This window comes from Peribacillus suis, from assembly GCF_059384845.1.
The window spans coordinates 3554047-3567113 of sequence record NZ_CM182019.1 but is presented as its reverse complement, the minus strand read 5'-3'; the positions used below and the strand labels follow the sequence as shown (position 1 = coordinate 3567113).

The 13067-nt window shown below is 45.9% G+C and carries 6 protein-coding genes and 1 other annotated feature; of the genes, 4 read left to right on the top strand and 2 right to left on the bottom strand.

Annotated features, from left to right (window positions below):
- Positions 1 to 48 precede the first annotated feature (48 nt).
- Positions 49 to 277: a binding site (T-box leader), on the top strand.
- 54 nt (positions 278 to 331) lie between these two features.
- From leuS to AC503W_RS17395, 3 genes are all read left to right on the top strand, one after another.
- Positions 332 to 2746, top strand: coding sequence for a leucine--tRNA ligase (gene leuS / locus AC503W_RS17405; RefSeq protein ID WP_427687796.1), 2415 nt, complete (start codon positions 332 to 334; stop codon positions 2744 to 2746).
- A gap of 152 nt (positions 2747 to 2898) precedes the next feature.
- Positions 2899 to 3384 (top strand): GNAT family N-acetyltransferase, encoded by a 486-nt coding sequence (locus tag AC503W_RS17400; RefSeq protein ID WP_494915252.1) that lies wholly within the window; start codon positions 2899 to 2901, stop codon positions 3382 to 3384.
- 426 nt (positions 3385 to 3810) lie between these two features.
- Positions 3811 to 6717: a S8 family peptidase gene (locus tag AC503W_RS17395; protein ID WP_494915251.1), complete on the top strand. Its 2907-nt coding sequence runs from the start codon at positions 3811 to 3813 to the stop codon at positions 6715 to 6717.
- Positions 6718 to 6872: 155 nt separating this feature from the next.
- Here AC503W_RS17395 and AC503W_RS17390 read toward each other — a convergent pair whose 3' ends face one another.
- Both AC503W_RS17390 and gltC read right to left on the bottom strand, forming a co-directional pair.
- On the bottom strand, positions 6873 to 7394 hold the full coding sequence (locus AC503W_RS17390; RefSeq protein WP_494915249.1) for a spore coat protein: 522 nt from the start codon (positions 7392 to 7394) through the stop codon (positions 6873 to 6875).
- Between the two features lie 82 nt (positions 7395 to 7476).
- The gene (gltC, locus tag AC503W_RS17385) at positions 7477 to 8379 is read right to left on the bottom strand and encodes a glutamate biosynthesis transcriptional regulator GltC (RefSeq protein ID WP_494915247.1); all 903 of its coding nucleotides are present in this window, start codon (positions 8377 to 8379) and stop codon (positions 7477 to 7479) included.
- A 133-nt stretch (positions 8380 to 8512) separates the two neighbouring features.
- Between gltC and gltB the strand changes: the two genes are divergently transcribed.
- The gene (gltB, locus tag AC503W_RS17380; protein ID WP_494915245.1) at positions 8513 to 13063 is read left to right on the top strand and encodes a glutamate synthase large subunit; all 4551 of its coding nucleotides are present in this window, start codon (positions 8513 to 8515) and stop codon (positions 13061 to 13063) included.
- Positions 13064 to 13067: the final 4 nt, after the last annotated feature.

The window sequence follows — 13067 nt, the reverse complement described above, 5'->3', positions numbered from 1 at the left end:
GCAATTGTCGGTAAAATTGACTAGAATGAAATAAAATCAAATATTCTTATAAAGACTATGAAGAGAAGTAGTAGCAATTAGAACCAGTTTAGAGAGTTGACGGATGGTGCAAGTCAACCTGGATTGATTGTGAACTCGTCTTGGAGTCACAGGTGTGAAGCGATAGTAATGCCTGGCGTCCAATCCACGTTACGGAACTTTTAAGCTGGGCGATTGTTTGTTGTCGCCAATGTGGGTGGTACCGCGGGAAGATATACATAATCCTCTCGTCCCAATTTGGGATGAGGGGTTTTTTATTGTTTTTTTTATACGGAAAATAGGAGGAAGTCTAATGAGTTTTGAACATAGAAGCATAGAAACGAAATGGCAGCAATATTGGGAAGCGAACAAAACGTTTAAAACGGGAGAAGATAGCGGCAAACGTAAATTCTACGCGCTGGATATGTTCCCCTATCCATCTGGAGCGGGTCTTCACGTTGGACATCCGGAAGGTTACACGGCGAGTGATATTCTGGCACGGATGAAACGGGCGCAAGGGTACAATGTGCTCCATCCAATCGGCTGGGATGCATTCGGTCTTCCGGCAGAGCAGTACGCAATCGATACGGGGAATGACCCGGCTGAATTCACGGAACACAATATCAACACGTTCCGTCGCCAAATCAAGGCGCTTGGTTTCTCTTATGACTGGGATCGTGAAATCAATACGACGGATCCGGAATATTATAAATGGACACAATGGATTTTCTTGAAATTATACGAAAAAGGCCTTGCCTATATCGATGAAGTCGCTGTGAACTGGTGCCCGGCACTTGGTACGGTTTTAGCGAATGAAGAAGTCATCGATGGGAAAAGTGAACGTGGCGGACACCCGGTCGAACGCCGTCCAATGAAGCAGTGGATGTTGCGCATCACGGCTTATGCCGACCGTCTGATCGACGATTTGGATGATGTGGATTGGCCAGAAAACATCAAGGATATGCAACGTAACTGGATCGGCCGTTCTGAAGGGGCTGAAGTGACGTTCACGATCGATGGATTCGATGAATCATTCACGGTGTTCACGACACGTCCGGATACATTATTCGGTGCAAGCTATGCGGTTCTTGCTCCAGAACATCCTTTCGTGGATAAGATCACGACATCCGAACAACGTGCTGCCGTTGACGCTTATTTAGACGAAGTGAAACATAAAAGTGACCTGGAAAGAACGGACCTTGCAAAAGATAAATCAGGCGTGTTCACGGGTGCTTATGCAATCAATCCGGTCAATGGCGAAAAGATGCCGATCTGGATTGCCGATTACGTATTGATCAGCTATGGAACGGGTGCAATCATGGCGGTTCCTGCTCATGATGAACGTGATTATGAATTCGCAGTCAAATTCGACTTGCCAATCAAAGAAGTCGTAGCTGGTGGAGATGTGACGAATGAAGCCTACACGGGCGACGGACTTCATGTGAACTCCGGATTCCTGGATGGAATGAATAAAGAAGAAGGCATCACGGCCATGATTAAATGGTTGGAAGAAAAAGCAATCGGTACGAAAAAAATCACGTACCGCCTTCGCGACTGGTTGTTCAGCCGCCAACGTTACTGGGGTGAGCCAATTCCAATCATCCATTGGGAAGATGGCACCATGTCAGCACTTAAGGAAGAAGAGCTTCCATTACTTCTACCTAAGGCAACGGACATCAAGCCTTCAGGAACGGGTGAATCACCACTTGCGAACATCACGGATTGGGTGAATGTAGTTGACGAAAACGGACGTAAAGGCCGTCGTGAGACAAATACCATGCCACAATGGGCAGGTAGTAGCTGGTACTTCCTTCGTTATATCGATCCGGACAATACGGAAGCTCTTGCCGATCCGGAAAAATTGAAAGAATGGATGCCGGTCGACATTTATATCGGTGGTGCCGAGCATGCCGTGCTTCACTTATTGTACGCGCGCTTCTGGCATAAATTCTTGTATGACATCGGTGTCGTACCAACGAAAGAACCGTTCCAAAACTTATTCAACCAAGGGATGATCCTTGGCGAGAACAATGAAAAAATGAGTAAATCAAAAGGGAATGTCGTGAACCCTGATGACATCGTGGAAAGCCATGGTGCGGATACGCTTCGCATGTACGAAATGTTCATGGGGCCATTGGATGCATCCATTGCCTGGTCGACAAACGGATTGGACGGTTCACGCCGATTCCTGGATCGCGTCTGGCGCTTACTTGTCAATGAAGACGGTACGATGACGGATAAATTGGTCGAAACGGACGACAGTGGCAAGCTTGAAAAAGTGTATCACCAAACTGTCAAAAAAGTGACCGAGAACTATGAAGAATTGAAATTCAATACGGCGATTTCACAGCTGATGGTATTCATCAACGATGCCTACAAAGCGGAAGCACTTCCGAAAGAATATATCGAAGGCTTCGTGAAATTGTTAGCACCGGCTGCACCACATATCTCAGAAGAACTTTGGTCTAAACTGGGTCATTCTGAAAGTATCGCTTACGGAACATGGCCTGCGTTCGACGAAGCGAAGCTCGTCGATAACGAAGTGGAGATCGTCATTCAAATCAACGGAAAAGTCAAAGCCAAACTTATGGTGCCGACTGATACGACAAAAGAAAAACTCGAAGAAATCGCGATGGGCGAAGACGCCATCAAAGAACAGATTGATGGTAAAACCATCCGCAAAGTCATTGCCGTACCTGGCAAATTAGTCAACATCGTCGCAAACTAACAATCAAAAGAGCTGCCCCGCATATTGGCCGGGGCAGCTCTTTTTTTGTTGCCCTGGAAAGGGACATTCGTCGATTTATAAATACTAGGACCATATCATGATATGTATTTTTATGGTAATATGTAATGAAAAACCAAGGAGCAACCATAACTATGGAAAAAGTTCATGACGTGGAGTTAAAACATTTTTCGAATGAATATTTGGACGTATTACATTCCTTTGAACTTCCTGAAGAACAAGGGCAGTTCACAGCATTACCAAGCAAGATTTTAGAGGTGAAAGAAGGACAACATCGTATTGTTATTTTATGTGAGGATGAGCCTGTAGGCTTCTTTCTATTACATTCAACGGAACGCGTTAAGGTGTACTCGGATAATCCGAAAGCGATGCTCTTAACGGCATTATCTATTAACCATGCAAAGCAAGGAAATGGTTATGCTAAACAAGCGATGCTCTTACTAAGTGATTTCGTTAAATCAGAATTTCCGTACTGTGATGAAATCGTTTTAGTTGTTAATCATAAAAATGTCCCTGCTCAGCGACTGTATGCAAAAGTAGGTTTTACTGATACAGGTAAAAGAAAAATCGGTCCGATTGGTGAACAGTTTGTCATGCATTTGTCGGTGAAGAATACATAACTCTTCAAACTTTCGGAAGCTAACCTGTAATAGAAAGATAGCATGAATAAATCATAGAGTGTTTTAATTTGAAAAAAAGGATCTTCGCTGAAGATTCTTTTTTTTGCCGATGATAGTTGATTATGTACCTAAGAACAAGGCTTCCCAAAACGCAGATGAAGAAAGTGGAAGAACCAAGATTCGAGATTCGGACACATATGGGTGATATGGTCGGAACCCTAAGTGAATGTGGAAGAAATAGAAGGAAAACCGGTTCTTATAAAAAGGAAAATATCTTGAATCAAAGATACGTATTAGTGCCAAATGCCTGTTTATTCCTTGGAGTCTAGCATTCTAAGGTTATTGCCAAAAAAATGGTTGATAATATTTAACAGTGTGATAATTTGGTATAGTAGAGCATTTTTAGCAATTTTAGGAGGGTAACTATTGAACGTTAAAAGAGTAAGGCAGTTTATGGTAAGTGTACTCATATTTTCACTTGTTTTTGGGATGTTGATTCCGCAAAGATCCCAGGCTGCGACAGATTCATCAAAAATCACACAAGCAACTTCCATTAAAAGTGGGGAAACGGTTGAAGGAAATTTTGACAAGCCTGAGACCCATTGGCTCCAGATCACCCCAACGAAAGATGACACGAGTCAGTTTTCCCATGTTGAGTTCGATGTAGAATCGGACGATTATCTTACTATTTCAGTCTATCCCACTTTAGAAAAAGCGGAGAAAGATGAAACGTATGATAGCTACCGGGCAACTAGTGGTCCTGAAGAAAAGGCCGTCATCGACTTCCCGTTCGGTTGGGAAGGAAGCTATTATGTGAAAATAGAGTATTTCGGTGAAGTGGATGAAGAGGGTCTATCCTTGCCCGAGTCGGAGAATAAGACGACTTACAAAATACATGCACAATCCGTAAAATTGCCTCCTTCCGCAACTTCTGCTGAACTGGGATTGGATTCATGTCCAGTGGAGTTAAGTGCTGTAGGAAAGTCCACGGGTAAAAACCTATTAAGTGAAATTCGCAAGTTCAGAGACGGAGTCCTTTCCAAGTCAGAGGAAGGACGCGCCCTATCTTCCTTGTACTATAAAGCCGGACCATTCCTGGTCCTTGATATGGCAGGAAGCAAGAGTAAACGAGACGATGTATACAACAATCTAGTAATCCTTCAACCTCTTATTGCAGACCTTAATGAAAATGGGGAAAGCAGTACAGCCGTCATTTCAAACAAACAGCAACAGGCGATTAAAGAATTGTTCGATGTGACGGTCGATGCGGTTCCCGCTTCACTGAAAAAAGAAATGAACGGCATTGCGGATAAAATCGGCATGAACCATCTCGCAGGCGAGCGTGTTGTCGATATTGCAAGCAAAGCGGGTTATAAGCTACCGGCTTCCAAAAGCATCACGAGCAAGTATATCGTCAAGATGAAGCCGGGTAAAAAACTGACTTCGGTTCAAACCAAGGTACAAAGCTATGGAACGTTCTCGACCTTCAAAAAACAAGATGTCATCCTCGATGATACATATGTGGTGGAGCTAAAGGGAACGGGCAAGATGAGTGCAGCAGCCCTTACACAGGTTGAAAACCTCTCGGATGTAGAGTATATCGAGCCGGTTAAACCGTATAAAGCCCTTTCAAATGACATTCAATCCCCATATCAATGGTCCTTGAACAATGAGGGGCGTGAAGTAAGTAAAAAAGGCGCTGACATTCATAATGATGAATTGCAGAAACTTATAAAAAGTCGCAATCTGAAAGAGACATTGGTTGCGGTAATCGATACAGGTGTCGATCATACGCTAGCGGACCTGAAAGGCAAAGTCCTTATTGACCAAGGTAAGAACTTCATCGACCAAAAAGTGGACGCAATCGATGATAATGGACATGGTACACATGTTTCAGGCATCATCGCTGCCCAGTCGAATAATGGATATTCCATGGAGGGAATCAATCCATTGGCCAAAATCCTACCTGTCAAGGTCCTTGATTCTTCAGGGGCAGGCGACACGGAAAAAATTGCAGCGGGAATCATTTATGCGGCAGATAAGGGAGCCAAGGTCATTAACTTAAGTTTAGGCGGTACCTATAGCCGGACCATCGAGCACGCCCTGAAATATGCAGCATCCAAAGGCGTCGTGATCGTTGCGGCAAGCGGGAATGAAGCCAGCATGCTTTCTTACCCGGCTTCCTCTAAATATGTGATATCCGTCGGGGCAACCAATGCCTATGATATCGTTTCGGATTATTCCAACTTTGGCCCGACACTTGATTTGGTGGCACCTGGAACAGGGATTCCAAGTCTTGTGCCAAACGGAAATGTCACGTTTATGGATGGGACATCGATGGCAACGCCACATGTCGCAGCAGTTACCGCGTTATTACTTTCCGGTAATCCGGGATTGAAAACCAATGACGTACGCACCATCCTTCATGAAACAACCGATTACATTGCCTTTAAGGAAGAAGACAATGAAGGAATGTATGAAGATTATGATGAGGAAGGAGAGCCGATAGCACCAGCGGTCGACAGAGATTATGTGTCAGGGTTCGGAAGGCTGAATGGCTTTAGTGCCCTTAGTAAAGTGGATCTGAAAGCTGCAGTGAACCCCATCCTTGATAATCAAACGAAACTGACAGGAACGGCTATAAAAGGTTCAAAAGTGGAAGTGAAAAACGGAAGCAAGACAATTGGAACGGCAGTGACTTCAGCCAAAGGTACGTTCAGTGTTGCCATTCCAGCTCAAAAGGCCGATCAACGCCTTAGCGTGAATATCTCTGATTCCACTAAGTCAGCGGTGGCTTCCATTAAAGTGTTTGTGAAGAAGGGGGAAGCTCCTAAAGCACCTACTGTGAAGGCTGTAAGTGACAAAGATACGTATGTAACGGGAAAAGCAACGGCGGGAATCACGATTTCCATCAAGAATAGCGCCAAAAAAGTAATTGGCAAGGGCAACACAGACAGTAAAGGGAATTACAAAGTAAAAATCAGCAAACAAAAAGCAGGCACAAAACTTTCCATCACAGCTACAGACGCGGCGAAACGGGTAAGTAAAGCGAAAAATGTGACTGTGTTGGATAAAACGGCGCCAAGTGCACCAAAAGTCGATAAAGTAACGGACAAATCAAAAAAAGTAACCGGTAAAGCGGAAGCGGGATCGACCGTTACTGTCAAGTACAAAGATAAGAAGCTAGGATCGGCCAAAGCTGATAAAAAAGGGAAATTCACCGTGAAAATCAGCAAGAAAAAAGCAGGATCGACGTTGTCCGTAACAGCAAAAGATAAAGCGGGCAATACAGGCAAAGCGAAGAAAGTGACTGTCAAGAAATATAAAAAGTAACGCATGAAGCGGAAACGGCACTCCCCTAATAGGGATGTGCCGTTTTTTGTCATGGTCTATCGGTCTACTATAAATGGTTGGAAAACACATATAGAAAATAGTTCCCATGATAAAAAGGTAAGCGGTGGGATCGATTTCCACTTACCTTTTTTCGTTCATAATTGGGACAAAGCTTTTTTGGCCGTCTTCACGTCGTTTTGGAGAAGCTGGTTGAAATCATAAGCTGGATAGAGATCTCTTTCATATAGATAGTTGAAAATCCTTGCGTGATTATCGATGGCCCCATTTAATTGCTTTTTAAAGACCTTCCGTAGGGAAGGGGTGGCCGTTTCAGTTATGGCAGTCGCATAATTTCTGATGGAGGATTTGGCCAGCCCGAGTAAATCCCCGGCAGCCATTGCCGATGCATCATCTCTTATTTCATCCCCCTGCAGTATTTCTCCCATGCGATCTTCCTCATCCCGATTGGCATCAGGTGTCAACGGATAAAATTGCAACAGCTCCATGAGGTTTTGCGTTAGCGAATGGATCATGTTTTTGTAGTGTGTTTTTAAAACCGGGTCTTTTATTTCTGGATAGGCTTTTTTTAGCTTCATAAGGGCATTGGACTGTGATGCTACCAATTCATGAAGCTCAAGTGTTTCATGCCAAGCAAGATGTGAATGTGTGGGTGTCATGTTAATACCTCCTGAACATATTGTCTCGATACAGTATTCAAGAGGTGGGCATTTCGGAAGTTATCCCATTATTGAGAAAATATTATTGGTATTGCTCCAGCCTTGCAAAGAATTTCTTAACAAACTCGTAAAATACCTTTTCTGATGGGGCAAGCTCTCGATTCCTTGGAGAGATGATACCGACTGTCCGTTTGACAGAAGGCGTTTCAATGGGAATCTTGACGGTCATCCTCGGCACGATTTCATAGAAGGTGCTGTCAGGCAAGAGGCTGACCCCGATTCCAGCGGACACAAGCCCTTTTATGGAATCCATGTCTTCCCCTTCCGAAGCGATGTTCGGTGTGAAGCCGGCCTGCTTACAAGCCTCGATGGCCAGGGTGTTCAAGACGTAACCTTTGGGGAACAGCACAAAAGGATCATTCCTCAGGTCGCTTAGGCGCAGGCTCTTTCTTTCAGCCAGCGGATGGGTGATGGGAAGTAGGGCGGACACGTTTTCGGTGAATAAGATATGGCCGTCGATATCGGGATCTTTTGTAGGGACCGGTCCCAGGAAGGCCAAGCCGATTTCCCGGTTTTTCACGGCGTCCATTAAGTAGGAGTAGGAGCCTTGTTTCAAATGAAATGAGATGTTCGGCTGTTCATCTTTAAAAGCGGAAATGACAGTCGGCAATAAATAGGTGGAGAGGCTTGTCGGAAACCCGATTTTGATCATCCCATGTTCCGGATCCAGGAATTCCTCGATTTGATATTTGGCATATTCAATGGACTTTATCGCCGTTTTGGCATGAACCAAAAATATTCGTCCAATCGGTGTTAGTTGAATGTTCCGGCCGATTTTCTCGAATAACAAGACGCCGAGTTCTTCTTCCAGTCTAGCAATCTGGCGGCTGATGGCCGATTGGGCAATATGTAGGTGTTCGGCGGCTTCAGAGACGTGTTCCCTCTCCGCAACCTCGACGAAATAACGCAATTGACGTAGTTCCATTTACTCATCTCCTTCCATCTATCTCAAAGTGAGATAGATTTTGGCTTAATTATATATTGTTTATATTGATTTGAAAACCTAGAATAATATGTAAGTGACATAACGGTGTAAGAAATAAGAGGGGGGAAAACGTATGACATACAATCAAATACCAAAAGCACAAGGTCTTTACCGTCCGGAATTTGAACATGATGCATGTGGGATCGGTTTATACGCTCATTTAAAGGGGCTAGCTACACATGATATCGTCAAGCAAGGACTGCAGATGCTGTGCCAATTAGATCACCGCGGGGGACAAGGGAGCGATCCTCTAACAGGGGATGGGGCAGGATTGATGGTGCAAATTCCTGATAAGTATTTCAAGCTGACTTGCCCGGAAATGAATTTGCCGGCAAAGGGACGCTATGGTGTGGGCATGCTCTTTTTTTCCAACGATGATGCTGAACGGAATGAAATTGAGACTCGTCTGAATTCATTAATCGAACTAGAGGGTCAAACGCTTCTAGGCTGGAGAACGGTTCCTGTGGATGCAGGGAAATTAGGGGACGTCGGTAAGGAAACATGTCCGACAATCCGACAGGTGTTCATCGGGGCAAGTGATGACGTTACGGAAGACTTGGCTTTTGAGCGCAAATTATTCATCATCAGGAAACAGGCTGAAAACTGGGCGAGGGAACGGGGAAACCGTTTTTATTTTGCGAGTCTTTCAAGCGCGACGATCGTTTACAAGGGATTGCTGACGCCGGAACAAGTCGATGCTTTTTATCTTGATTTGCAGCATGAAGATTTTTTGTCCGCTTTCGCTTTAGTGCATTCCCGCTTTAGTACCAACACCTTCCCTAGCTGGGAACGGGCCCATCCAAACCGCTACTTGATCCATAATGGGGAGATCAATACGCTTCGGGGCAATGTCAACTGGATGAAAGCGCGTGAACAGCAGTTCGTTTCGGAAGCTTTCGGGGATGATTTACAAAAGGTCCTTCCTATCTTGGATACGGATGGAAGCGACTCATCCATTTTGGATAATGCCCTTGAATTCTTCGTGCTGGCAGGACGAAAACCGGCGCATGCCGCCATGATGCTGATTCCTGAACCATGGACGGAAAATCCGCATATGACCAAGGAAAAGAAAGCCTTTTACGAATACCACAGCATGTTGATGGAGCCTTGGGATGGTCCGACGGCAATCTCGTTCACGAATGGGAAACAAATCGGGGCGATCCTGGACCGTAATGGATTACGACCTGCCCGTTATTATGTGACCAAAGATGACTATATCATTTTCTCCTCGGAAGTCGGCGTAATCGAAGTCGAGCCGGAAAATGTATTATATAAAGAGCGTTTAAGCCCAGGCAGGATGCTTCTGCTTGATTTAGAGGAAGGGCGCATCATCTCGGATGAAGAAATCAAATCCGAAATGGCAAACGAACTACCGTATCAAAAGTGGCTGGACGAACAGATTGTGCAGTTGACGGACGAAGAACAGCCGGTCGATGTGGAACCAATATCCGATTTGGTTTTCCGTCAAAAAGCGTTCGGCTATACGTATGAAGACGTGCAAAAATATTTGTTGCCGGTCATTAAGGAAGGAAAAGATCCACTTGGCTCGATGGGGAACGATATTCCGTTGGCGGTATTGGCGGATGGCCCGCAATCGCTTTTCAATTACTTCAAGCAATCCTTTGCCCAGGTGACCAACCCACCAATCGATTCGCTGCGTGAACAAATAGTTACGTCAACGATGACGTTTCTGGGGGCAGAAGGCGACTTACTGAACCCGAATGAAAGGAACAGCCATCGCATTCAATTGGATACACCGGTATTGACGCCAGGACAAATGAAGCAGCTAAAAGAAAATACCTATCCGGAGTTCAAAAGCAGGGTCATCGAGACTTTATTTTCTGAAGATTTGGAACTTGAGTTGGATCGTATATGCCGGGAAGCGGAACAGGCGATAACGGAAGGCGCCAGCCTCCTGATTTTATCCGATAAAAATATGACCGAAGACCGTGCTGCGATTCCTCCATTATTGGCGGCCAGTGCCCTTCACCAAGAGCTTATTCGTCATGGGAACCGGACGAAGGTCAGCATCATCGTCGAAACCGGAGAAGCACGGGAAGTCCATCACTTCGCCGCTTTGATTGGATATGGGGTGGATGCCATCTATCCGTATCTTGCTTTTGAAACGTATAAGCAGGCAGTCGCAGACGGCAGTCTAACAATCAGCTACGAGAAAACGGTTCGCAAATATGTGAAAGCCGTGACGGAAGGCATCGTCAAGATCATGTCGAAGATGGGAATTTCCACGGTCCAAAGTTACCGTGGTGCCCAAATTTTCGAAGCGGTCGGAATTAGTGCGAATGTGATTGAACGCTATTTCAGTGGTACAGCGTCACAGCTTAGTGGGATTGAATTGGAGACCATTGCGGAAGAAGCATGGATCCGTCACCAACGTGCCGTCGCCGATCTTTCCAATCAGACGCTTGAAGCGGGCAGTGATTTTCAATATCGGGCAAATGGTCAGCATCATGCGTTCAACCCGAAAACGATTCATACGCTGCAATGGGCGTGCCGAAAAGGTGATTACAGCCTATTTAAGCAATATTCCCAGTTGGCGAATGAAGAGCGCCTCGGATTTTTGCGGAATTTATTCTCATTCAATCAAAAGAACCAAAGTATCTCCATAGATGAAGTGGAATCCGTGGAATCCATCGTGCGCCGTTTCAAAACAGGGGCCATGTCATTTGGGTCGTTAAGTCAGGAAGCCCATGAAACATTGGCGATCGCGATGAACCGTTTAGGCGGAAAAAGTAATAGTGGAGAAGGCGGGGAACATCCGAATCGGTATGAAATCGATGAAAACGGCGATAGCCGCCGCAGTGGAATCAAGCAAATCGCATCCGGTCGTTTTGGTGTGAAAAGCCATTATCTCGTGAATGCCGATGAGCTTCAAATTAAGATGGCACAAGGAGCGAAACCGGGTGAAGGCGGGCAATTGCCTGGGAATAAGGTATACCCTTGGGTGGCAGAAGTGCGTGGATCCACGCCAGGCGTCGGCCTGATTTCACCACCGCCACATCATGATATTTATTCAATTGAAGATTTGGCGCAATTGATCCATGATTTGAAGAATGCCAATCGTGAGGCTAGGATCAGCGTCAAGCTGGTATCGAAAGCGGGAGTCGGTACGATTGCTGCGGGTGTCGCCAAAGGGGCTGCCGATGTGATTGTCATCAGCGGGTATGACGGTGGAACAGGTGCCTCGCCTAAAACGAGCATCAAGCATACTGGACTGCCGTGGGAGCTTGGTCTTGCCGAAGCCCATCAGACCTTGATGCTGAACGGTCTACGTAGTCGAGTCGTCCTTGAAACGGACGGAAAGCTGATGACTGGCCGTGACGTGGTCATGGCGGCGATACTTGGTGCCGAAGAGTTCGGTTTCGCAACCGCTCCACTCGTCGTGCTTGGTTGTGTGATGATGCGTGCGTGCCACTTGGATACATGTCCAGTAGGTGTAGCTACACAAAACCCTGAGCTACGGAGCAAATTTGCCGGAGATCCGGATCATGTCGTGAATTTCATGCGCTTCATTGCGGAGGAAGTTCGTGAAACGATGGCTGAACTAGGGTTCAAGACGGTTGACGAAATGGTAGGACGCACGGATGTTTTAGAGGTGAGTGAACGGGCCAAGGCCCATTGGAAAACGAAGCACCTGGACTTATCGACCCTTCTTTTCCAACCGAAAGGAATCCGTACGTTCCAGCATCCGCAAAACCATAAAATCGAGGAATCCTTGGATGTCAGGGAAATCCTCCCGGCCGTACAGCCTGCCCTTGAGGACCAAACCCAAGTGGATGTTAGTTTCCCAATCACAAACGTGAACCGCGTGGTTGGAACGATCGTCGGCAGTGAAGTTTCCAAACGCTATGGCGAGGAAGGGCTGCCGGAAGATACGATCACCCTTCGCTTCACGGGATCGGCCGGCCAAAGCTTCGGTGCCTTCATACCGAAGGGGATGTCGATGTATTTGACAGGTGATGTCAATGACTATATCGGTAAAGGATTATCCGGAGGGAAATTGGTCGTCACATCTCCACCTGGAAATCAGATGGAAGCGGGCGACAATGTGATTGCCGGGAATATTGCCCTATATGGTGCCACAAGTGGGGAAGCCTACATCAACGGACGTGCGGGTGAGCGTTTTGCGGTCCGGAATAGTGGCGTCCATGTCGTCGTCGAGGGAATTGGCGACCATGGTTGCGAGTATATGACAGGCGGACGTGTCGTGATTCTGGGGGATGTCGGGAAAAACTTTGCAGCCGGTATGTCAGGCGGTATTGCTTATGTACTTGCAGATGAAGTGGAAGCATTCAAAGCCTTGTGTAACCCGGAAATGATCGAATTCGAAACGCTAGATGACATAAAAGATGTTAACGAAGTAAAAGAATTGATCTCGAACCACCTGCATTATACAGAGAGTGCGAAAGCTTCCTATGTGCTGGAGAACTGGAACGATCTTGTGAACAGGTTCGTTAAAGTCATTCCGAAGGATTACAAGCGGATGATGAATAGCATCGAGGAACAAAAGCAAGCTGGCCTCTCGAAAGAAGAAGCTTTCATGAGTGCATTTCAGGCCAATGCGATCCAAGGAAAAAAATCCACGAAACAAGCTGTGATGCTGTAAGGAA